This window comes from Pseudomonas sp. RIT-PI-a (genome assembly GCF_001187875.1).
GTDB lineage: Bacteria > Pseudomonadota > Gammaproteobacteria > Pseudomonadales > Pseudomonadaceae > Aquipseudomonas > Aquipseudomonas coleopterorum.
Map to the genome: position 1 here is coordinate 241,726 of NZ_LGIR01000013.1, position 21,634 is coordinate 263,359.

Genomic DNA, 21,634 nt, shown 5'->3' on the forward strand with positions numbered 1-21,634 from the left:
GGATTGAGCGGCAGTTAGAAGCGATTGCAGATGCGGCTGGCTGCTTTTCTGGTGAGGCTGATCAGCTCAGCCTCCCGTGGGCCAACGCGCAATGACGGCGCCATCAACGTAATGGTGCCTTGCAGGCCACCGTCCGCTGAAACCAATGGGACACTCACGCCCCAGACACCCAGATCGACTTCACTGTCACTGGTGGCATAGCCATTCTTGCGAATTCGGGCGATCTCCTTTTCCAGCGCCGCGACGTCCACGGCGCCCTGTTGCGCTTGCTCTGCGAGCAACTGGCGCTGCACCGGCTCGGGCAGAAACGCCAGCAGGCTCTTGGCCGATGCCCCCTGCATCATGGAATGCGCGCGGCCCTTGGTGAACGAGCAACGCAGCGAGCTGCTGCTCTCCTCCATGGCGATGCACACCATCTGGCCGTTGCTGTACACCAGCAGGCCAACACTTTCGCCCGTGCGTTCAGCCAGGGCACCGATCTCGTCGCGGCTCTGGCTGATCAGGTGGGACGTCTGATCGAAGCCCCAGGCCAGTTGCACCCCGGTCGCACCGGGTTCGTACAGCCCGGTGGTCATGTGCTCTTGCAGCAAGCCCCACTTCTTCAGCGACGCCAGATGCCGGTAGACCGTGCTCAGCGGCAGCTCAACCTGCGCGGCAATGCGCTTGGCCGCTATCGGTTGTCCGGCCTTGGCCACACAGGTCAGCACCTGCAGTACACGGTCGACGATGCCTGTGGTTCGTGGGTCGTTCATGACTGCACTATAAGAACAAATTCTCGATTCTGAAGGACGATTCTCACTGAGCGGGAAAAAAATCCCACACAGCCGACTGCAGTCTTCACTCAGGCAGCCATGGGATGCCTCACCGACCGCTCTAGATCCGAACTCTCATGATTTCCTGCAGGTCACAACTCCACGCCCTGCCAACGGACTTTCAGGAGACAGCCCATGTCCTACTCGACCTCTACACTGCTGACACCTCTGCGCCGCGCCTGCCTGGCCGGGCTGTTGCTCGGCGCCTTGCCGATGGCCCATGCGGCCGACGTCCTGCTGGTGGGCAACAAGGCCGGCGCCAGTGTGTCGGCACTGGACATGGTCAACGGCAAGGAACTGTTGAAGCTGCCAGTCGGCACCGGCCCCCATGAGGTCATCGTCGCCGGCGACGGTCGGCTGGCGGTGGTGGGCAATTACGGCGCCCAGGGCAAGCCCAACAACAGCCTGAGCGTGATCGACTGGCCGACCCGCAAGGTGTTGCGCACCATCGACCTGGGCCAGGATTCGCGCCCCCACGGCATACGCTTCTTTCCCGACAACCAACGCATCGTGGTGACCACCGAAGACAGCGAACGCCTGCTGGTGGTCGACCTGGCCCAGGGCAAGGTGCTCGAGCGCATCGACGTGGGCGGTGGTCAGCCCCATATGGTGGTGCTGTCGGCAGACGCCAGCCGCGCCTACGTGACCCACGTCAAAGGCGGCAGCCTGTCGGTGGTCGACCTTGTACAGCACCGCAAGCTCGCCTCGGTGCCCACCGGCAACAGCACCGAGGGCATTGCCATCGAGCCGTCGGGCAAGCATGTGTGGGTGAGCAACCGTGAAGACGACGAGGTGGCGCTGGTCGATACCCAGACGCTGAAGGTGGTGGATCGGATCAAGACCGGCCGCTTCCCGATCCGCATCGTCATGACACCAGACGGCAAACATGCGTTGGTCAGCTGCGCCAAATCTGCCGAACTGTCGGTGATCGACGTGGCGAACAAGCGCGAGATAAAGCGCATCGATCTGGCCCGAAAAGGCGCGGTGTATCGCGAAACCTTGCTGGGCGCCGCAGCCCTGCCCATCGGCGCGGTGGTGGCGCCGGACGGCAAGCGTGCATTCGTGGCCATCAGCGGCGGCGACGAGATTGCCGTGATCGACACTGCCACCTGGTCCGTGGAGGCGCGCTGGCCGGCAGGCCCGGAGCCGGATGCGCTGGCCATTATTCCGCAGGGTTGAGTGATCTTCCCAGGCGCTGCGCACCAGGGACGCTGGCTGTGCGCGTCGTCACCTTCGGCTTCGCGCACTGGCCAGACGGGAGCACGCGGTTGCGGGTCAGTGGTGGAGAATCTGTTGCAAGAAGGCTTTGGCCCGCTCAGATTTCGGGGCATTGAAGAAGTCTTCCGCCAGCGCATCCTCGATGATTTCTCCCGCATCCATGAACAGCACACGATCGGCCACCTTGCGCGCAAAACCCATCTCATGGGTCACGCAGAACATGGTCATGCCTTCACGGGCCAGCTCGGTCATCACAGCCAGCACTTCGGCCACCATCTCGGGATCCAGCGCTGAAGTCGGCTCGTCGAACAGCATGGCTTGTGGCTCCATCGCCAGCGCACGTGCGATCGCCACGCGTTGCTGCTGCCCTCCAGAGAGCTGAGCAGGGTACTTGTCACCGTGGGCGGCAAGACCGACCCGCTCCAGCAGCTCGCGGCCCTTGATCAGCGCAGCGGCCTTGCTCCGCTTGAGAATGCGGGTTTGTGGGATGGTCAGGTTGTCCATCACCGTGAGGTGAGGAAAAAGCTCGAACTGTTGGAAGACCATGCCCACCCGGCGACGCAGCAGCGGCAGATCGGTACCCTTGGCGCCCACGGAGATGCCATCGAAATGGATCTCGCCTTCATCGAAGGGCTCCAGCGCATTGATGCATTTGATCAACGTGGATTTCCCCGAACCGGAGGGGCCGCACACCACGATCACTTCACCTTTGGCCACTTGCGTGGTGCAGTTCTTCAGCACCTGAAAAGAGCCATAGAACTTGTTCACCTGATTGATGGCGATCATTTTTCAACGCCCTCCTTGAGCAGCTCCAGAAGAGTATTGGCAACCACCTGGGTGGCCTTGCGCAGGTCTTGCAGGGGGACGCGCTCGTCGGCGCGATGGCCGTTGGCTTCCAGCAACGTACGCGGGCCGGCACCGTACATGACGGTTGGAATGCCCGCCTCGCTGTACAGGCGAGCGTCGGTGTACAGCGGCACGCCGATGGGTGTGACCGGCTCGCCGAACACTGCGCCCGCTTCACGGCACACCAACTCGGCCAGGCGCTCGCTGCCTGCCACCGGCACGAAAGGCCTCGCCAGCAGGATCCGCGAAACGTCGATGGTGATGCCTGGGAGCTGCGCGGCCACGGTCTGGATCAGATCGCGCAATTCGGTCTCCACCGCTTCGGGTGACTCCTCCGGCACGATACGGCGGTCCAGACGCAGGGTCAGGCGGTCGCCGACGACGTTGGTGTTGATGCCGCCTTCGATCAAGCCCACTACCAGCGTGGGATGGCTGATACCCAGGGTGGCCGAAGGGCGCTCGCGCAGGCTGTCGCGGTAGCGGTACAAGGCCTGCAGCAACGGCACGCTGGCCTCGATGGCATCCACGCCGGTATCGGGCATCGCCGCATGGGCAGATTTGCCAAGCAGGGTCAGCTCCAGGTGCAGACAGCCGTTGTGGGCGGTAATCACATGGTAGGAAAACGCCGCGCTGAGCACGTAGTCGGGCTTGCTCAGCCCAGCGCCCAGAATCCAGCCGGGGCCTGTGGCACCGCCGGTTTCCTCGTCGTAGGTAATGTGCAATTCGACACTGCCGGCCAGCGGTGTTTGCAGTGTTTTCAGCGCTGCCAGCGCGCAGGCATAGGTGGTGATGTCGGACTTGGACACCGCAGCGCCGCGACCGTAGAGCCAGCCTTCGCGAACCTCACCGCCATAGGGGTCGGCGCTCCAACCACGGCCGGGCGGCACCACATCGCCGTGGGCATTCAGGGCGATGGTGGGGCCAGGGCCAAACCGATGGCGCACGATCAGGTTGGTGGCGCTGAGCATCCCGGCCTCGGCCACCACTTCGGCTGGGGTGACATGCCGCTCGACCTCAAGACCCATGGCTTCGAGCAGGCGCGCCGTGGCTTCAGCATGAGGCGTGCAGTCGCCGGGCGGATTGTCCGACGGCTTACGCACCAAGGCTTGCAGCATTGCGGTTTGCGCAGTGAAGCCTTGGTCGATCCGAGCCGCGAGATGTTGCTTGAGGTCGTGCATGCACTTCGATCCCTGTCAGGCTGTGGCGCCGAAGCGCTCGATACGGAAGGCGGAAATGTCCAGTTCGGTCCGCCCGTTGACGATCAGTTCGGCCACCGTGTGCGCCACGATCGGCGCCAGGGTGTAGCCATTGGAGGTGACGGCGTTGAAGAAACCAGGTACGCCGGGGACTTCACCCAGAATGGGTGCGCCGTCGATGTTCACGTTCATGCCGGCCCAACTGCGCAGCATATGCAACCCGCGCAGGGCGGGCAGGACCCTGGCGGCGACCCACAGATTGCCCTCGATGCTGCTGCGCACGGCGTGGTTCAGGCGCATGGCTGCATTGAAGCCGGCGCTCCAGCCGCCGCCGATCAGCAGGCCACCGTTGGCGCTCTGCTTGAGGCTCAGGTGACGGTCGGCATGGGCGATCAGGTGATCAACCAAGGGCGGAGCACGTTCAGTGACGATCATTTGCAAGGGCGCGCCCTTCACCGGAATGGCCACACCGAGCATGTCGCCAATGGAGCTGGACCAGGCGCCCGAGGCGTTGATCAAGCGCTTGGCTACGATAACGCCACGGCTGGAGGTCACGCGAAAACCGCCGTTGGCCAGTTTTTCGATGCCCTGCACATTGGTACCGCGCTGAAAGCGTGCGCCCTGCTCACGGGCCAGCGCGCCGACGGCATAGGTCGCGCGCAACGGGTTGATCTTGCCTTCCAGAGGGCAGAGTTCGGCACCGATCAGGTTATCGGCCAAGTGCGGCGAAAGCCGGCGCAGTTCGGCGCCATCGAGCATCTGCGCATCGATACCGTAGCTGCGTTCCAGGTGTACCTTCTGCTCGAGGAAGCGCAGGCCTGGTTCGTTCTCGGCAACCATCAGGCCGCCGGTGATCTTGATTTCCAGCGACTCGCCGCACGCCCGCTCCAGGTCTTGCCACAACTTGATGGACAGCGGCCCCAGCGGCAGAGTCTGCGCGGCGGGGCCACCGCCCGCCTGGGCCTTGGCGCCGAAGTCGAACGACAGCAATTGCACATGCAGACTGCCAGCATTGGCGCCCGACGCCTGCAGGTTGCTGTCATCACGGTCGATCACCAGCACTTGGGCACCCGCCTTGGCCAGGTAATAGCCCAGACAACTGCCCAGTACTCCGGCGCCAATCACCAGCACATCGGTATGCTGCTCGGTCAGCGGCGTGGTTTCCACCGGCCGGGCCAGGTTCGGTGTCATTGCGGGCAAGTGGCCGCCCCACTCGGGCTTCTCGAAGGTCAGGGCCGCAATGGGTACCGGCTTTGCCGGTGGACGTGGGGCGAAGCCGCTTTCCACCTGAGGAGCCCGGCCGCAGGTTTCCTCCAGCAGCTGGCAGGCGACGCCCGAACAATAGCGGCCCTGACAGCGCCCCATGCCCAGACGCGTGTTGCGCTTGAGGCTGGCAAGTGTGTCGTGCCCGTCGCCGACGGCCTTGCGCAAGGTGCCCAGGTCGACTTCTTCGCAACGACAGATCGGAGTCGCATCGGCAAGGCCCGCCAGCTTTACCGGCGGCGCTTGGTACAGGCGCCACAACGCTGACTGGAACCGTTCGGCGCTGTGCAGCCGCCGCCGCGCCAAGGCCGCCTGACCTTCATCGCTGCCCAGTCCCAGTGCCTGGGCGACCGCCAGCCCGGCCAAGGTGCCGCGTGCCAGCGCCACCCGCGAGCCACCCAGATCGGCACCGTCGCCAATCACGTAAACACCGGCGATGCTGCTCGCGCCATCCTCGGCAGTACGCACCGCAGGCGTGCTGAAGGGTGTGGTACGCAGGTACTGCTCGCAGCCGAGCATCCGGGCCAGTTCCGTGGAAGGAATGAAGCCGTGTCCCAGGCACAACACATCGCATTCGATGCGTCGCTCGCTGCCGGGCACCGCTTTGCCGTTGATGTCCAGGCGGGCGACGGTCACCGCCTCTAGGCGTTCGTTGCCATGCGCTGCGATCACCGTTTGCCCCCAGCGCAGCGGCACCCCGGCGCGCTTCAGGCGACTCAGGTACGCGGCGCCCTCGGCCAATAGGTCACTGCCCTCGCGCAGCAGGCCGAATAGCTCCCTCCACCGCTGCAAGGAAGGCGCCGGTGCCGACTCCAACACCTCGCACACTCCGGCTCCACCATTCAACAGCTCTGCCGCCAGCTGCAGATTCAAGGGGCCGTTACCGCTGATCACGGTGCGCTCGCCTGCAGCGACCTGGTAGGCCCGCGCCAGCGTCTGCCCGGCGCCTGTGGTCATGACCCCTGGCAGCGTCCAGCCAGGAAACGGTACCGGCCGCTCGTAGGCGCCCGGCGCGAGGATCAGCTGACGAGGCTCGAATACCCAGGCTTCACCGTCTACCAGCGCGGCAATCTCGTTGACGCCGAAGGCGCCCCATACGCTGGCGCCCTGACGGATTTGCACGCCGGCCGCCCTGGCTGCGGCTACCAATGCCAGCCCTTTGGCGAACTGCGCGGCCGGGGCACGTTTGAAGCCGTGGGACGGTGCCAAGGGCTTGTAGAACTGCCCGCCACTTTGTGGGCGCTCGTCCAGCACCAGTACCTTGGCACCCCGCTGCGCGGCGGCCAGTGCAGCCGACAAACCGCCAGGGCCGGCGCCGACCACCAGTACATCCGGGCGCTCTACTGCCGGCTCATGACCTTGGGGTGTCGGCGCCAGGGGCGCCAGTTGTGCCTGGGCTGGCAAGCCACTGCTGACCTGCATCCCATCGCTGACCTTGACCAGACAACTGCGCTGTCCACCCTGCCCGTCCACTTCGACGGCGCATTCGAAACACGCGCCCATCCCGCAATACAGACCGCGCCGACCGCTGTAGCGGGTCTGCCGCACGCCCACGATGTGCGCCCGAGCCAGCGCCGCGGCAATGGTTTCGCCCGCCAGTGCTGAGACCGGCTGCCCGTCGTATTCGAAGGTAACGGCAGCGGCGATGCTTTCGATTGCGGGATGGATAAGACGCATCAGAAAAGATCCAGAGGTTGTTGCATACCGATTGTATACGTATACAATCGGTATGCAACAACCTTCGAGAATCTGCGATGACACATTTCCGCGGTACCTACACAGTCCTGATCACACCTTTCACGGCCGACGGCAGCGCGGTTGACGTTGCTGCTCTGGAACGCCTGGTGGAATGGCAGATAACCGAAGGCATCCACGGCCTGATTCCGTTGGGGAGCACGGGCGAGTTTCTGTCGATGACCCGCGAAGAGCGGCAATTGGTCACCGAAACAGTAATTCGCACCGCCAACGGGCGTGTTCCGGTCCTGATCGGCACCGGCGCCGAATGGACCCGCGATTGCGTCGAGCTGAGCCTGGAAGCGCAGTCGATGGGCGCCGATGGGGTCATGATCATCCCGCCTTTCTATAGCTGTCCCAACGAGGACGAGCTGTTCGCTCACTACCGCGCAGTGGGTGAAGCAATCGACATACCAATCATGATCTACAACAACCCGGCGACCGCGAACGTCGACCTGATTCCCAGCACGGTAGCGCGCCTGGCGCAGATCGACACCGTGAACTACATCAAGGAGTCCACCCTGGAAGTCACCCGGGTACGCGACATCATCGAACTGTGCGGCGAACGCATGAACGTGTTCGCCGGCATTCTGGGCTACGAGTCGTTCTGGCTCGGTGCTTGCGGCTGGATCGCGGTGACGTCCAACCTGCTGCCCAAACTCTCCGCGCAAATGTTCGAAGCCGCTGTGGACCGCGGTAATCGCGACGAAGCGCTGGCCATCTACAAGAAAATCCTGCCCATCGTGCGTGCCGTAGGCGGCCCGCACTATGTGGCAGCCAGCAAAGCCGGGCTGGACATGCTCGGACTCGCAGTCGGCGACCCGCGCGCGCCACGTTTGCCTTTGGCACTGCCGCAACAACACGCCTTGCGCGCCGCCCTGGAAGAACTTCAGGTCATCGGCAGCCTGCGTGGCTGATCAATCCTTCGCCGACTAGAGAGCACGTCCATGAGAGCACCCCTGCGCAGCCTTTTGACCCTCGGCCTGCTGGCCACCTTCGCGGCAGCCCCGGCCTTTGCCGCCGACTGCACCGCCCCGACGGGACTGACCCTGATCAACCCCGGCCACCTGGTGATGTCGACCAACCCAACCTTGCCACCCTTGCAGTTCGTCGACAGCAGCGGCGAGCTCAAGGGCATGCGCATCGAGCTGGGCGCGGAAATCGCCAAGCGCCTGTGCCTGCAGCCCGACTACGTGCGTATCGAATTCTCGGCCATGGTGCCGGGCCTACAGGGAGGCCGCTGGGACATGATCAATACCGGCATTTTCTTCACCCCCGAGCGAGCCAGGATCATGTGGATGATCCCTTACGAGAACCAGGCCGTCAGCCTGTCGGCACTCCCGGACAATCCCGGCAAGATCAGCCGTCTGGAAGATCTCGCCGGCCAGAGCGTGGGCGTGGAGATTGGTGGCTTCGAGGAAAACGCTGCCAAGAAAGCCAGCGCCGAACTGGTTGCCAAGGGCCTCAAGCCTATCGATATCCGTACCTTCGATAACTTCTCCATCGCCTTCCAGGCCCTGCGCGCCGGCCAGGTTCAAGCGGTGGTCAGCCTGGACTCGGTCGCCGTGGAGTATCAGAACCAAGGCAAATTCAAACAGGTGATCGCCGGACTGGAACCGACCCCGGTCGCCATCGCCTTCAAGGACCGCGCCCTGGCCGATGCCGCCGCCAAGGTGCTCAACGACATGCGCGCCGATGGCAGCCTGGAGGCCCTGTTCAAGCGCTACGGCGCCCAGAGCACGTCCGGCGATTTCACCGTCAAGGGCCCGACCACCTGAACGTCCGCCACTCAAAGGAGGCATGACTGATGAATCAAGGCTGGAGCTGGACCGGGTACTTCGACTACCTCTTCAATCATTTCTTGATGATGGGGGCGTTCTACACCGTCTGCCTGACTCTGGCCGGGATGCTGGGCGGCCTTGTACTGGGTGCGCTGCTGACGTTCGCGCGGATGTCGCCCAGGGTCTGGTTGTCGACCCCGGCGCGCCTGTACATCTGGATCTTCCGCGGCACGCCGTTGCTGGTCCAACTCATCATCATCTATACCGGCCTGCCCCAACTGGGGCTGCGCTTCAGCGTGCTCGAAGCGGTGGTGCTGGGGCTGGTGATCAACGAAGCGGCGTACCTGGCCGAAATCATCCGCGGTGGCGTCCAGGCCATCCCGCCGGGGCAGATCAATGCGGCCAAGGCGTTGGGCTTCCGCGGCCTGGGCGTACTGCGCTATGTGGTGTTCCCGCAGACCATGCGCCTGATCGTGCCGACCCTGGGCAACAGCTTCAATGGCCTGCTCAAGACCACCTCGATCGCGTCGGTGATTTCCATGGAGGAGTTGCTGCGCCGCACGCAGATGCTCATTCAGGAGAAATTCATGGTGCTGGAATTGTTCATGGTGGCGGCCACCTATTACCTGATCCTCACCACCCTGTGGGATTTCGTCCAACGGCGCATCGAGCGTCATTACGCAACCGCCTACCTTGTCGATCGCGGCAGCAATAAAAATGTGCCTGCGCTCGACACACCTGCTGCCTTACCCACCACCGCCAAGGAGAGTCGCTGAATGCAACGCTTCGACCTGATTGTCAGCAACGCCGATATCGTCACGGTAGGCGGTCGCTTCAACGCCGACATAGGCGTTCGCGACGGTCGTATCGCGACCTTGGCCCACGGCTTGGATCCTGCCCTGGCCGACCAGGTGATCGATGCTGCCGGGCGCATGGTCACCCCGGGTGGCGTAGACGCCCACTGTCATCTGGATCAAGCATCCGACGATGGCTCCAAAGGCTCGGATGACTTCCTCACCGGCACCCGCTCGGCAGCCTGCGGTGGCACCACCACGGTGATTCCGTTCGCCATGCAGTTCAAGGGACAAAGCCTGGACGAAGCAGTGGCCGACTACCACCGACGTGCCGAGGGTCAGGCCAGCATCGACTACGCCTTTCACCTGATCATCAGCGACGCTTCTCCCGCTGTGGTCAAGGAACAACTGCCGCGCATGGTCGAGGCGGGTTACACCTCGTTCAAGATCTACATGACGTATGAATCGCTGAAGCTGTCAGACCGTGAAATCCTCGATGTACTCGACGCGGCTCGCACGCTGGGTGCCTTGAGCATGATCCATGCGGAAAACGACGACTGCATCGCCTGGCTCACCGAGCGCCTGCTGGCTCAAGGCAAGACTGCCCCGCGCTACCATGCGCTGGCCCATTCCGCGATTGGCGAGCGCGAGGCGACCCACCGGGCTATCTCCCTGTCCGAACTGGTAGACGTCCCCATCCTGCTGGTGCATGTCTCCAGCCGCGCGGCAGTGGAGCAGATTCACTGGGCGCGCGGCCAAGGGTTCAACATCTTCTCGGAGACCTGCCCGCAGTATCTATTTCTGACGGCCGAAGACCTGGGCATAGGTGACGATTTCCATGGTGCCAAGTGCATCTGCAGCCCGCCGCCACGAGATGCAGATAGCCAGAAGGCCATCTGGAATGGGCTGGCCAACGGTACGTTCACGATCTTCTCGTCGGACCACTCCCCCTATAACTTCGACGATCCGCAGGGCAAGAAGCTGCACGGCGAAGATGCCTCCTTCGACCGTATTCCCAACGGCATCCCGGGTTTGGAAACCCGCTTGCCGCTGCTGATGAGCGAAGGTGTATTGGGCGGACGCATCAGCGCCGAGCGTTTCGTGGAACTCACGGCCACGGCTCCGGCACGCCTGTACGGGCTGTATCCCCAGAAAGGCACCATCGCCGTGGGCGCCGATGCCGATCTGGTGATCTGGGACAACGACCTGGATAAGACCCTTCGCCATGTCGACCTGCATAGCGCGGCAGATTACACTCCGTACGAAGGCTTCAAGCTCAAGGCATGGCCGGCATGGACCTTGTCGCGTGGCAAGCCGGTGTGGGCCCACGGTGCCTATTGCGGCACCGCCGGAGCGGGGCGTTTCCTCCCATGCGCAGCGCCCTTCCCTGCGCAGAAATGACCGGGCTGCACTCATTCATTACGGATTCAACACTTTCATGTCGGACAACCAAGACAAAGCGCTCGCCGCGATCATGGCGGCCACCCCGCTCTCCCTGAAATCTTCCAGCCTGGCGGAGCAGATCTACACACTGCTGCGTCAGTTGATCCTGGAACGCAAGATCCCGGGCAGCAGCGAGATGTCTGAATCCCGGTTGGCGGATGAGCTCAAGGTTTCCCGTACACCCATGCGTGAAGCCTTGGTACGCCTGGCCGGCGAGGGCCTGCTGGTACGCCGCGGCGCCCGCTCGTTTGCCGTTCGCGCGGTGGATACCAAGGAATACTTCGACAGCATGACCCTGCGCGAAATGCTCGAGTGCGAAGCCATCGTCAAGGCTGCCGGACGGATCGACCAAGCTCAACTGGAAGTCTTCGCGGCGGAACTGCAGGAACTGGACCAAGGCGAGCACGACGAGAACGACTACTGGCTGTTCGACGATCGCCTGCACAATTTCATTGCCGAAGCCTCCGGCAATACGGTGCTGGTAAAGTTGCTCGCCCAACTGCGCGCCAACTCCCGCCTTTTCCGCCTGCACAGCCCCCTGCATCGGCAGAAGGAAAACCATAGCGAGCATTCGGCCGTGCTCGATGCGTTGCGCCAGCAGGATACCGAGGCCGGGGTATTGGCGATGCGACAGCACATCCAGAACCTGCGCAATGAAGTGCTCAAAGCCCTTTCAGAGTAATCCAGACCCCTCTATACCCGGCACCTGCGCAGAGGAGACATCCTTCGCGCCAGTCACATCCGGGCATTCAACAGCGTCGAATTCCATGGGATAGTGGCCGTCTTCCTCACCATCTGAAGACCCTGCCCCATGGCCACCAAGCACCCACTTGAACCGCTGGCTCGACGCTTCCTCGGCAAACACCCCCATCAGCTCGAACCCGAAGAAATCCATGTGCTGGAGCAGATGAGAAAACGACTGCCCGTCAGCCGCGATGCCGGTGACGCATCCGATGAGGTAGCCACCTTCGGTGAACGGCTGTCCGACCGGGTAGCGGCAATCGGTGGTTCATGGGCCTTCATCATCGCCTTCACCATCATCCTGCTGGGCTGGATGCTGCTCAACACCGATGTGCTCGATCACTTCGGCCTGGCCTTCGACCCCTACCCGTACATCTTCCTCAACCTGATGCTGTCCACCGTCGCAGCCATTCAGGCGCCGGTGATCATGATGAGCCAGAACCGCCAGTCAGCCAAAGACCGCCTGGCCGCGAGCCTGGACTTCGAGGTGAACCTGCGCGCGGAGCTGGAGATCATGCGACTGCATGAAAAGATCGACAAGGAGATCGTCGAGCGGTTGGATCGGATCCTGGCGAAGGTGGAGCCTGAGGGGACGGTGTGAGAAGGCTTGTGGAAACCCACCCTCCAACTGGCCGCATAACCGTCTGTGCTCATGCCATTGGAGAAAAAAGGTCGCGATGAACGAAAAAGCCAGGCGCGCAAGCGACCTGACTTTTTTGCTTTACACGGTTGGCTACCTCGCATCAGTTCAGCCCAGGCACCCCGGCCCGCGTCACATGCTTCACCGCCTGATACGCCGCCAGCCCCCAGGGGCCGAGTTCGCGCCCAATGCCACTGCCCTTGCTGCCACCCCACGACGTTTCGACGAACACCGCTTGAATCGAGTTGATCCACACGTGCCCGACCTCAAGCGCATCAGCCACCCGCTCGGCGCGGGCAATATCGCGGCTGGCTACCGTGGCCACCAGGCCGAAGCGGCTGTCGTTGGCACGATCGATCGCCTCTTGTTCACGGCTGAAACGCTGAGTACACAGCACCGGGCCGAAGATTTCTTCATTCCACAAACGGCTGCTCGTCGGCACGTCCTGGTAAAGCGTCGGGCTTACGAACCAACCGTCTCGCGTCAGCGCGGCGCCGCCGCTCAGGCACCGCAAGCCTTCCTGTTCGGCAATGGCGAAATACTCGCGCACCTTATGCCACTGCGCCTGGCTGGTCAGCGGTCCCATGTCGACCTCTTCGGTCAGGGGGTTACCTACCCGCAGTGCGGCGAACGCAGCCTGCAAGCGCGGGATCAGTGCCTCGGCGATGCCGTCCTGAATCAGCAGCCGCGAAGTGGCCGAGCACATTTGTCCTGCGTTCCAGCAGATGCCACCCACGATCCATTCCACCGCCTCGTCGGGGTCGCAGTCATCGAACACGATGAACGCCGATTTTCCGCCCAGCTCCAGAGTGACTGGCCGACAGAATGCCGCTGCGCTGTGCATTACCTGGCTACCTACGCTGTTGCTGCCGGTGAACGACAGCTTGTCGAGGCCCGCATGGTTGCTCAGTGCCGCGCCGATGTCGGCCTTGCCGTTGACGATATTCAGCACGCCGGCGGGCAAACCCAGGCTATCGGCGATTTCGGCGTAGGTCTGCTCGATCAGCGGGGTGACTTCCGAGGGTTTGAGCACCACGGTGCAACCGGCCGCCAGGGCCGGGGCGAGTTTCCACGCGCTGGTGACCAGCGGAAAATTCCACGGCACGATCAGGCCAACCACGCCCACCGGTTCCAGCCGTGTGCGGGACGTGAAGCCGGGCACGGCCAGTTCGACGTCGCGGTGGCTGGCCTGGGTTTCGATCAGCTTGGCGTAATAGCCGAAGGTCGCCACAGCGTCGTCGAGATCGACTTCGGCTTCGTGCCGAGGCTTGCCGTTGTTGCGCATCTGCAAGGCGACCAGCGCTTCGCGGCGCTGGGTTAGGTACTCGGCGAAACCGCGCAATACGGCGGCGCGCTCGGCGACAGGGGTGTTTTTCCAAGCAGGCAGCGCGGTGCGGGCGGCAGCCACGGACTGATCGACCTGTGCGCTGCTGGCGGCGATCAGTTCGACGAAGGGCAGTCCCAGCGCCGGATCGTACACGGTCAGGACATCAGCGCCCTCGCCCGCCTGCCAGCGGCCATTGATGTAGTGCGGGGTGTTCATGGTGTGGCTCCATCGGGGATTTTATAGCGGGTTCAGGGAGCAAACGGTGGAGCCTGGTTGATTTCGATGATCAGCGGGCGATCATCCGGGGCTTCGCGCAGCAGGGTTTGCAGGTGTTGGTAATCGCGGGCGCGCTCGGCCACGCAGCCAAACCCGCGGGCTATCGCGAGAAAGTCCGGGGTGTAGATGTCGACGCCCAGCGGCGTGATGTCGCGGCGTTGCATGTAGCTTTTGATCTCGCCGTAGCCCTGGTTATTCCAGAGCAGCACGATGATGCCAACCTGCGCTTCCACGGCGCTGGCCAGTTCCGGCAGGGTGAACTGAATGCCGCCGTCGCCCATCAGGCTGATCACCACCCGCGCAGGCTCGGCCAACTTGGCGCCGATGGCCGCCGGCAGGCCGTAGCCAAGAGTGCCGTAGCCGGTGGAGGCGTTGAACCAGCGGCGTGGGCTGCTGAGCTCGACCAGGTGATTGCCGCTGTACACCGTCTGCGTCGAGTCGCCGACAAAGCGCGCCTCGGGCAGTACTTCAAGCACGCAGTCGAACAGTTTGCGGTAGTGCGCCAAGCCGCTGAAATCCTCGGCCAGTTGCCGCTGCACCGCCGCCGTACGCTGCACGCCAAGGCTATCGGCACTGGCCGCCCGCGCCGGCAGCTCGGCGAGCAAAGCGCGTATCGCTGCCGTCGCATCACTGAGGATCGCGAGATGCGGCGTATGGTTGCGGGTCAACTGTTCGGCATCGATATCGATGCGGATCAGTTCGCCGCCAATCCTGAAGTTGCCATCGAACACCACATCGTAATCGGTCTCGCCCAGCTCGGTGCCGATCGCCAGCACCACATCGGCGTCCAGCGCTAGTTGCCGTACCGGTACTAGCGACTGGTTGCTGCCCAGCAACAACGGGTGCCCGCCCGGCAACAAACCTTTGGCATTGATGGTCAGGGCCGTCGGTGTATCCAGCCGGGTGACCAGCTCGCGGACTTCGTCCATCGCGGCCACGCAGCCTCCACCGAGTAACAGCAGCGGCCGCTGGGCTGCGCGCAACCGCGCAGCCGCCTTGCTGATCGCCTCAAGGTCCGGCGCCGGTCGGGCGATGACCTGGCGCGGCAACAGCGTCAGGTGATCGGCGCTGGCGGTGATGATGTCCAGCGGCAGCTCGATGTGCACCGGACGTGGGCGCTGGCTGTCGAACACCGCAAAGGCCCGCGCCAGCACAGCAGGCAGTTCGTCGACGCTCATCAGCGTGTGGCTGAATGCGCTGACGCCGGCGACCATCGTCCGCTGGTTGGGCAACTCGTGCAGATAGCCGTTGCCCAGGCCCAGGCGATGACGCTCGTTGACGCTGGAAATCACCAGCATCGGAATCGAGTCGGCATACGCCTGGCCCATCGCGGTGAGGATATTGGTCATGCCGGGGCCGGTGATGATGAAACATACCCCAGGCTTGCCACTGACACGCGCATAGCCGTCGGCCATGAAGCCCGCGCCCTGTTCGTGGCGCGGCGTGACATGGCGAATGCCGCTGTGCGGCAGGCCGCGATACAGCTCGACGGTGTGCACGCCGGGAATGCCGAACACCATGTCGACGCCCCAGGCATGCAGTTGCTTGACCAGAAACTCTCCGCAAGTGCTTGCACACGTACTCATGCTGCGCTCTCCTGTTCCAGACCGATAAAGCGCCGCACCCGCGCATCGCCTTTGTGGCGGATCGCCGCTGGCGAGGCGTCGGTGACCACGTGGCCGTTTTCCATGAACACGATGCGATCGGAAATCGACAGGGCGAAATCCATCTCGTGGGTGACGATCAGCATGGTCATGCCTTCGGCCGCCAGGTCACCAATCACCTTGAGCACATCGCCCACCAGTTCCGGGTCCAGCGCCGAGGTCGGTTCGTCGAACAGCATGATGTCCGGCTCCATCGCCAGCGCGCGGGCAATCGCCACGCGCTGTTGCTGGCCGCCCGATAACTGGTGCGGATACTTGTCGGCATGCGCCAGCAGCCCGACCCGGTCCAGCAAGGCATGGCCCTTGCGGCGCAACTCAGCCGTACTGGCCAGGCTGTGGTAACGCGGGGCAAGGATGACGTTGTCGAGAATGGTCCGGTGCGGGAACAGATTGAAGTTCTGGAAGACCATGCCGATGCGCCGGATGCCTTGGCGGATCACCGGAGAATCGGTGCGTGTGCCGGCCTTGATGAAGTCATGGCCGAACAGCACGATTTCGCCTTGATCAATGGTCTCCAGGCTATTGATAGTGCGGATCAACGAAGTCTTGCCGGAGCCGGACGGGCCGATGATCGAAATCACCTCACCGGGCCGCACAGCGAGGTCGATGCCCTTGAGCACTTCATGGTTGCCATAGCGCTTGTGAATGTTGCGCAGTTGCAAGGCGTCGGGCTGTCCCGCCACCGGCTCGCAACGCGGCTTCGCAAGGCCGGCTGGTTGGCGCAAGGCTTCGGTCTGCACGGCCTCCAGGGTTTGTGCGTTTTTGCGTGAGAGGTCCAGATGGCGCTCGGCCCACTGCAACAGCCAGCCGAACAGGGTAACGATCAGCACGTAATACACGGCTACCGCTGCCAGGGTTTCCAGCACCAGAAAATTTTGCGCGTACAGGCGCTGGCCGACCAGCAGCAGCTCGCTGAGCGAGATCACCGAGACCAGCGAGGTGAGTTTGACGATGGTCACGTATTCGTTGGTCAACGTCGGCAAGGAGATACGAATCGCCTGCGGGATGATCACCAGCCGCTGCGCGCCCAGCCCGCGAATGCCCAGCGCCTTGGCCGCTTCGCGCTGGCCCTTGAGCACCGACAGCAGACCGCCCCGGTGAATCTCGGCCATGTACGCGGTTTCAGTCAGTACCAAAGCGACCAGCCCCGAATAGAACGGCTGCGACAGCACGCTGCCGGCGGCTGGAAACAGCTGCGGCAGGTTATAGACGAACACCAGCAGCACCAACAGCGGGATGCTGCGAAACAGCCAGATGTACAGGCTGACCGGCAGACGCAGCCAGGCACGCGTCGACAGCTTGGCGCTGGCCAGTATAAAGCCCAGCACCAGACCCAGAGTCCAGGACAAGGTGCTGAGCTGCACCACCGTCAGGCAGGCCTTCCAGAAGGCTGATACGGAGAACAGTGAGAAAAAATAGGCCCATTCGAATGCCATGATGACCTCGGTATAGCGGATGGATGGCGATCAGCTCGGGGTTAGCACGAACGTTGCAGGAGCGCGCTTGCCGGAATGCCGGACCGCCGCGCTCCTGCGCAGGGAGGGTGTCAGGCAGGATCCAGGTTGTACTTCTTCAGCAGTTCGCTGTACTCGCCGCTGCGCTTGTAGGTTTCAACCACGCCACGCATCTTTTCCAGCAACTCGGTGTTGCCCTTCTTCACATAAATGCCGAGGGTCTGCGGGTAGAGGGATTTCTGCGAGCTGATCACGATCCGGCCACGGGCCTTGTCGACGATCATTTTCGCTGCCGCCGAGATTTCCAGATGCGCCTGGATATTGCCGGACATCAACGCCTGCGAAGCTTCTGCGGTGGTCGGGAATTCGCTGATGGCGATCTCGCCCTTGTTCTGCTTGGTGCAGTAATCAGCCGACACAGCCTTGAGCTGGTTGATCCAGTTGGTGCCCTGCTGCAAGCCGACTTTCAGACCGCACAAGTCTTCAGGCAGCTGCGGTTTGGCGGTGCTGTCGCTGCGCACCATGATCGCCGCGCCGACTTGCGCGTACGGAATCGCGTCGGCCTGCTTGGTGCGCTCGTCGGTGATGTACATGCCGGAAATGATGGTGTCGAAGCGGTTGGCGTTCAGGCCCAGGATCAGGTTCGGAAAGCGGGTGTCGACGAACTCGACCTTCAGGTCGCCCAGTTGCTTGGCCAGCGCGGTCGACACCTCAGGGTCAAAGCCCACCACCTTGTCGCCGTCGTAGGACTCGAACGGCGGGTAAGAAATCTCCATGCCGACCTTCAGCGTACCGGGCGTGGCAGTGGGCGCGGCCTGCACGCTGCCGGCGAACAGGGCGGCACCTATGAGCACAGAAGTGGCAAGGCGCGAAAACGTGGTGTTTGGCATAGTCATGATTCCAGATTGAGGGGAAAGGCAGATCACGAAGTCACGTTCTGGTTTTTCAGGTGCCCGAAGCTAGAAGGCTTTCTGGCGTGCTGCGGCAAGGCAATCTGCCCGTCGGCGACACGCTGGCGAAGGTACTGATAGGTCTGTAAAGCCTGGGCCCACATGTGCTCGCCAATGGCGATGGGCGCGTAGCTCTGCTCGCCGGCCGCGAAGGGCGGCAGCGGTTTGATCTGGGTGTGGTAATCGCAGGCATAGAACAGCGGAAACGAATAACGCTCCTGCTTGACCTTGCGCACCCGGTGCGCCGTGGCGACAAAGGCGCCGGCGGTCATCACCTCGAGCATGTCGCCGATATTCACCACGAAAGCGCCGTCGACCGGCGGCGCATCGATCCACTCGCCCTGCTCGTTCATTACCTCAAGGCCCGGCTGGTCGGCCTTGAGAATGGTGAAGCACTCGTAGTCGGTGTGCGCGCCGATGCCCGGTGCGTCCTGTGCGTCGCCGTCGAACGGATAATGGATCAGGCGCAGCTTGGACGGCGGAAAGCAGGCCATGTCGTCGAAGGCATGTTCATCCAGGCCCAGCGCCAGGGCAAAGCCGCGAAACAGCTGATGCCCCAAGGCAAACACCGCTTTGTAATAGGCCTGCACCGCCGCTTGAAAACCCGGCAGGGTCGGCCAGTTGTTCGGCCCCAGTAGCGGTGTGCCATTGAGCACCAGCGGGTTGTCTGCCGGTACTTCAAAACCGATATCGAACGCCTCTTTATGGTCTGGCTTGCCGGTGCCGTACACCTCCTCCCCCTCGGGAACGAAGCCTTTGTGGCTCTCGGAAGCGCCGATGTAGTGCTGCATCTTGGCGTCCAGCGGCTGGGCGAAATACTGTTCGGCGGCGCGGTGCAGGTTATCGATCAGCTGCGGCGCAATGCCGTGGCCGGTGATGTACAGAAAGCCCACATGGCGGGCCGCCTCGCCGAGCGCCTGGGCCACTGCCTGGCGATCTTCCAGGCGTTCGCTGAACAGACCGTGGATATCGACCACGGGAATGCGGGTGAAAGCAGAACGATCACTCATGGCAGCAGGCTCTCTGGACGGTTGGAAAAGGCAGTGAAGTGTTCGCGCTCGGTGCGGCCCATCCACGCATTCAGGCTCCACAGGTCGGCCACCGGCACATCGGTGAACGGCAAATGATGCAGGTAACCATCGGGTCCGAACTCCGGCGTCAGCGTGGTGCCGGTGTAGCCGCGGGCCTGTTGCGAACGCCAGATGGCTTGCCAGTGCTGCTGATGAAACCTCAGCGCAGCGGCGTATTCCGGCGCGCCGGGATGCGGCACTTGCGGGCCCTGGTCATAGCCGACCCGGGCCTGAATATGATGCACGCGCTCGACAAAGGCGCTGAGGTCATCGGCGGGATCGTCGAGCAGTCGCTCGCACGTCACCACCCAATGGCTGATGTCGCTGGTAAAGCGCAGGTCGGGCACTTGCTCGATCAATTGCAGGGTCAGCCACGGATTGAACAGCGAGCGCGCGCGGTGGGTTTCAAAGCTGCAGGTCAGGCCGCTGCGTTTTGCAATCTCCAGCGCCTCAGCGAAAAAGTCGACCTGCTGAGCTAGCGGCCAGCGGTCGTTGCCGGCCAGTACATTGACGAAGCGTGGTTCCAGTTCGACGGCCAGTTGCAACTTGCGGGCAAAGTCCGTCAGGTGCTCGGCCGGCGTCGCCGCCTGCAACGGCAGCACCGGCGTCGAAGTAAAAAGAATGGCGATGTACGGCACGCGATTGTCACGCAGGAACGCCGCGAACGCCGCCCGCTCGGTCGTGTCCTCGGGGATGCGCGCCTCGAAGCCGTCGAAGCCTGCGGCATGCGCCTCGACCAGCGCCTGTTGCCATGTGCCGCGATAGCCCCACAGCGTACGAAAGATTTCCAGTTTCATGGGCGAACCTCGCCGCCTGTGCCCGCTTGGGCACAGCACGGATCACAAATGGGCGGTGGCCGATTGAGTGACGTTGCTCATGGCCTTGCGGCCCAGCATCGGGTGCGCGCCTTTCGGGCCGTATACCGAAGCCGGCTCTGGAAACGTGCGCAGCAAGGTCAGGTACAGCAGCGCGGCAAGGCCCAGCGTGATCGGCAAGCTGATGTCGATACCGCCGGCCAGTTCGCCCAGCGGCCCGACAAATTGCCCTGGCAGATTGACGAAGCACAGGCCCACCGCCGCGCTCGGAATCCACGCGCCCAGGCCGCGCCAGTTCCAGCCATGGTGGAACCAGTAGCGACCGCCGCGCTGGCCACGAGTGAACACGTGCAAGTCATCAGCGTGATAAAAACCGCGACGGCTGATCAGGCCAAGGATCATCACCACCATCCACGGGCTGGTGCAGGTGATGATCAGCACCGCGAAGGTCGACACGCTCTGGACCAGATTGAAGGTGAAGCGGCCAATGAAGATAAAGGCAATCGCCGCCACACCGATCAACAGCGTGGCGCCAGCGCGGCTGAGCAGGCGCGGAAACATGCTCGACATGTCCAGCCCCGTGCCATACAGCGCCGTAGTGCCGGTCGACAGGCCACCGATCACCGCAATCAGGCACACCGGCAGGAAGAACCAGCTCGGCGAAATCGCCAGCAGGCCGCCGACATAGTTATTCGCCTCGATGTATTGCGGTGCCTGGGACGCGACCAGCGTCGCAGTGCACAGGCCGAACAGGAAGGGAATCAGCGTACCGGCCTGAGCGGCCAGCACCGCGAGCATGATGCGGGTCTTGTCGGTATCACGCGGAATGTAGCGTGACCAATCGCCGAGAAAGGCGCCGAACGACACCGGGTTGCTCATCGCCAGCAACGCCGCGCCGATGAACGCCGCCCAGAAGCCCGGTTGTTGCAGGTTGACGCTGCCGGCATAGCCCGCATCGAACGGCCCGGCAAACGCCAGAATGCCCAGCAGAAACATCAGGCTCGACGCCCACACCGCGATTTTGTTGACCCACAGCATGAAGCGAAAACCGAAGATGCAGACGACTAATACCAGCACCGCAAACAGCCCGTAGGCCAAGCCCAGGCTGAAGTCGGTTTCCGGCAAGCCAACCAGTCGTCTCGCGCCACCGACCAACGCGTCGCCAGAGCTCCAGACCGAGAGGGAAAAGAACGCCACCGCCGTGAGCAGTGACAGAAACGAACCGATGATGCGCCCGTGGACGCCGAAGTGTGCCCCGGACGACACCGCGTTGTTGGTGCCGTTAATGGCGCCGAACAGGCTCATCGGCGCGAGAATCAACGCCCCCACCGCCACGCCCAGTAGAATCGCCCAGACCCCGGCCTGGAACGACAGCCCGAACAGCACCGGGAAACTGCCCAGCACCGCCGTGGCAAACGTATTGGCACCGCCGAAGATCAAGCGAAACAGATCGATAGGGGAAGCATCGCGTTGGTTGTCGGGTATCTGCTCGACACCAAAGGTTTCGATACGCGTCGAATGGCTCATGTGTTGCTCCAGCACCTGTCACGGTTGTTGTAAGGCCAGCGCAGGCACGCTGACCCTTTATGGCCGCCCGTTGACCCCGGGCG

Annotated in this window: 18 protein-coding genes; 7 read left to right on the forward strand and 11 right to left on the reverse strand. The window is 63.1% G+C overall.

Features of this window, described 5'->3' with window-relative positions; all coding sequences use genetic code 11:
* Positions 1-14: 14 nt before the first annotated feature.
* The gene (locus AC788_RS09605; RefSeq protein ID WP_049860427.1) at positions 15-752 is read right to left on the reverse strand and encodes an IclR family transcriptional regulator; all 738 of its coding nucleotides are present in this window, start codon (positions 750-752) and stop codon (positions 15-17) included.
* Between the two features lie 195 nt (positions 753-947).
* On the opposite strand from AC788_RS09605, the gene AC788_RS09610 reads away from it, so the two are divergent.
* Positions 948-1,991 carry a YVTN family beta-propeller repeat protein gene (locus AC788_RS09610; RefSeq protein ID WP_049860428.1) on the forward strand — a complete coding sequence of 348 codons (1,044 nt, stop codon included), beginning with the start codon at positions 948-950 and terminating at the stop codon, positions 1,989-1,991.
* Between the two features lie 96 nt (positions 1,992-2,087).
* Here AC788_RS09610 and AC788_RS09615 read toward each other — a convergent pair whose 3' ends face one another.
* The 3 genes from AC788_RS09615 to AC788_RS09625 are packed head-to-tail and all read right to left on the reverse strand — an operon-like array spanning position 2,088 to position 7,012.
* Complete coding sequence (locus AC788_RS09615; protein ID WP_049860429.1) at positions 2,088-2,816, reverse strand: amino acid ABC transporter ATP-binding protein; 729 nt, start codon at positions 2,814-2,816, stop codon at positions 2,088-2,090.
* Positions 2,813-4,054 carry a M20/M25/M40 family metallo-hydrolase gene (locus AC788_RS09620; protein ID WP_049860430.1) on the reverse strand — a complete coding sequence of 414 codons (1,242 nt, stop codon included), beginning with the start codon at positions 4,052-4,054 and terminating at the stop codon, positions 2,813-2,815. Before AC788_RS09620 ends, AC788_RS09615 begins: the two co-directional genes overlap by 4 nt.
* A 15-nt stretch (positions 4,055-4,069) precedes the next feature.
* Positions 4,070-7,012 carry an FAD-dependent oxidoreductase gene (locus AC788_RS09625; protein WP_049860431.1) on the reverse strand — a complete coding sequence of 981 codons (2,943 nt, stop codon included), beginning with the start codon at positions 7,010-7,012 and terminating at the stop codon, positions 4,070-4,072.
* Between the two features lie 77 nt (positions 7,013-7,089).
* On the opposite strand from AC788_RS09625, the gene dapA reads away from it, so the two are divergent.
* From dapA to AC788_RS09655, 6 genes are all read left to right on the forward strand, one after another.
* A complete protein-coding gene (gene dapA / locus AC788_RS09630; protein WP_049860432.1) occupies positions 7,090-7,986 on the forward strand; it encodes a 4-hydroxy-tetrahydrodipicolinate synthase in 897 nt (298 codons plus the stop codon).
* Between the two features lie 30 nt (positions 7,987-8,016).
* Complete coding sequence (locus AC788_RS09635) at positions 8,017-8,847, forward strand: ABC transporter substrate-binding protein (RefSeq protein WP_049860433.1); 831 nt, start codon at positions 8,017-8,019, stop codon at positions 8,845-8,847.
* A gap of 29 nt (positions 8,848-8,876) precedes the next feature.
* Positions 8,877-9,626: an amino acid ABC transporter permease gene (locus tag AC788_RS09640; RefSeq protein WP_049860434.1), complete on the forward strand. Its 750-nt coding sequence runs from the start codon at positions 8,877-8,879 to the stop codon at positions 9,624-9,626.
* Entirely contained in the window at positions 9,627-11,045 is a 1,419-nt protein-coding gene (gene hydA, locus AC788_RS09645) for a dihydropyrimidinase (RefSeq protein ID WP_049860435.1), read from the forward strand.
* A gap of 37 nt (positions 11,046-11,082) precedes the next feature.
* The gene (locus AC788_RS09650; RefSeq protein ID WP_082223632.1) at positions 11,083-11,769 is read left to right on the forward strand and encodes a GntR family transcriptional regulator; all 687 of its coding nucleotides are present in this window, start codon (positions 11,083-11,085) and stop codon (positions 11,767-11,769) included.
* A gap of 129 nt (positions 11,770-11,898) precedes the next feature.
* Positions 11,899-12,429: a DUF1003 domain-containing protein gene (locus tag AC788_RS09655; protein WP_049860436.1), complete on the forward strand. Its 531-nt coding sequence runs from the start codon at positions 11,899-11,901 to the stop codon at positions 12,427-12,429.
* 142 nt (positions 12,430-12,571) lie between these two features.
* Here the strand turns inward: AC788_RS09655 and AC788_RS09660 are convergent, their stop codons facing one another.
* From AC788_RS09660 to AC788_RS09690, 7 genes are all read right to left on the reverse strand, one after another.
* The gene (locus tag AC788_RS09660; protein ID WP_049860437.1) at positions 12,572-14,011 is read right to left on the reverse strand and encodes an aldehyde dehydrogenase family protein; all 1,440 of its coding nucleotides are present in this window, start codon (positions 14,009-14,011) and stop codon (positions 12,572-12,574) included.
* Between the two features lie 32 nt (positions 14,012-14,043).
* The gene (locus AC788_RS09665; protein ID WP_049860438.1) at positions 14,044-15,657 is read right to left on the reverse strand and encodes a 5-guanidino-2-oxopentanoate decarboxylase; all 1,614 of its coding nucleotides are present in this window, start codon (positions 15,655-15,657) and stop codon (positions 14,044-14,046) included.
* A complete protein-coding gene (locus AC788_RS09670) occupies positions 15,654-17,171 on the reverse strand; it encodes an amino acid ABC transporter permease/ATP-binding protein (RefSeq protein ID WP_049860439.1) in 1,518 nt (505 codons plus the stop codon). The genes AC788_RS09665 and AC788_RS09670 overlap by 4 nt, the downstream gene beginning before the upstream one ends.
* A 110-nt stretch (positions 17,172-17,281) precedes the next feature.
* Positions 17,282-18,079, reverse strand: coding sequence for an ABC transporter substrate-binding protein (locus AC788_RS09675; protein ID WP_049860440.1), 798 nt, complete (start codon positions 18,077-18,079; stop codon positions 17,282-17,284).
* Positions 18,080-18,111: 32 nt separating this feature from the next.
* Positions 18,112-19,149: an isopenicillin N synthase family dioxygenase gene (locus AC788_RS09680; RefSeq protein WP_049860441.1), complete on the reverse strand. Its 1,038-nt coding sequence runs from the start codon at positions 19,147-19,149 to the stop codon at positions 18,112-18,114.
* Complete coding sequence (locus AC788_RS09685) at positions 19,146-20,006, reverse strand: sugar phosphate isomerase/epimerase family protein (protein ID WP_049860442.1); 861 nt, start codon at positions 20,004-20,006, stop codon at positions 19,146-19,148. Before AC788_RS09685 ends, AC788_RS09680 begins: the two co-directional genes overlap by 4 nt.
* Before the next feature lie 42 nt (positions 20,007-20,048).
* Entirely contained in the window at positions 20,049-21,551 is a 1,503-nt protein-coding gene (locus tag AC788_RS09690; RefSeq protein WP_049860443.1) for a purine-cytosine permease family protein, read from the reverse strand.
* Between the last annotated feature and the right edge of the window lie 83 nt (positions 21,552-21,634).

Coding starts and splice junctions, on each gene's coding strand:
- AC788_RS09605 (WP_049860427.1), bottom strand. CDS start 752: ATGAACGACCCACGAACCACAGGCATCGTCGACCGTGTACTGCAGGTG.
- AC788_RS09610 (WP_049860428.1), top strand. CDS start 948: ATGTCCTACTCGACCTCTACACTGCTGACACCTCTGCGCCGCGCCTGC.
- AC788_RS09615 (WP_049860429.1), bottom strand. CDS start 2,816: ATGATCGCCATCAATCAGGTGAACAAGTTCTATGGCTCTTTTCAGGTG.
- AC788_RS09620 (WP_049860430.1), bottom strand. CDS start 4,054: ATGCACGACCTCAAGCAACATCTCGCGGCTCGGATCGACCAAGGCTTC.
- AC788_RS09625 (WP_049860431.1), bottom strand. CDS start 7,012: ATGCGTCTTATCCATCCCGCAATCGAAAGCATCGCCGCTGCCGTTACC.
- dapA (WP_049860432.1), top strand. CDS start 7,090: ATGACACATTTCCGCGGTACCTACACAGTCCTGATCACACCTTTCACG.
- AC788_RS09635 (WP_049860433.1), top strand. CDS start 8,017: ATGAGAGCACCCCTGCGCAGCCTTTTGACCCTCGGCCTGCTGGCCACC.
- AC788_RS09640 (WP_049860434.1), top strand. CDS start 8,877: ATGAATCAAGGCTGGAGCTGGACCGGGTACTTCGACTACCTCTTCAAT.
- hydA (WP_049860435.1), top strand. CDS start 9,627: ATGCAACGCTTCGACCTGATTGTCAGCAACGCCGATATCGTCACGGTA.
- AC788_RS09650 (WP_082223632.1), top strand. CDS start 11,083: ATGTCGGACAACCAAGACAAAGCGCTCGCCGCGATCATGGCGGCCACC.
- AC788_RS09655 (WP_049860436.1), top strand. CDS start 11,899: ATGGCCACCAAGCACCCACTTGAACCGCTGGCTCGACGCTTCCTCGGC.
- AC788_RS09660 (WP_049860437.1), bottom strand. CDS start 14,011: ATGAACACCCCGCACTACATCAATGGCCGCTGGCAGGCGGGCGAGGGC.
- AC788_RS09665 (WP_049860438.1), bottom strand. CDS start 15,657: ATGAGTACGTGTGCAAGCACTTGCGGAGAGTTTCTGGTCAAGCAACTG.
- AC788_RS09670 (WP_049860439.1), bottom strand. CDS start 17,171: ATGGCATTCGAATGGGCCTATTTTTTCTCACTGTTCTCCGTATCAGCC.
- AC788_RS09675 (WP_049860440.1), bottom strand. CDS start 18,079: ATGCCAAACACCACGTTTTCGCGCCTTGCCACTTCTGTGCTCATAGGT.
- AC788_RS09680 (WP_049860441.1), bottom strand. CDS start 19,149: ATGAGTGATCGTTCTGCTTTCACCCGCATTCCCGTGGTCGATATCCAC.
- AC788_RS09685 (WP_049860442.1), bottom strand. CDS start 20,006: ATGAAACTGGAAATCTTTCGTACGCTGTGGGGCTATCGCGGCACATGG.
- AC788_RS09690 (WP_049860443.1), bottom strand. CDS start 21,551: ATGAGCCATTCGACGCGTATCGAAACCTTTGGTGTCGAGCAGATACCC.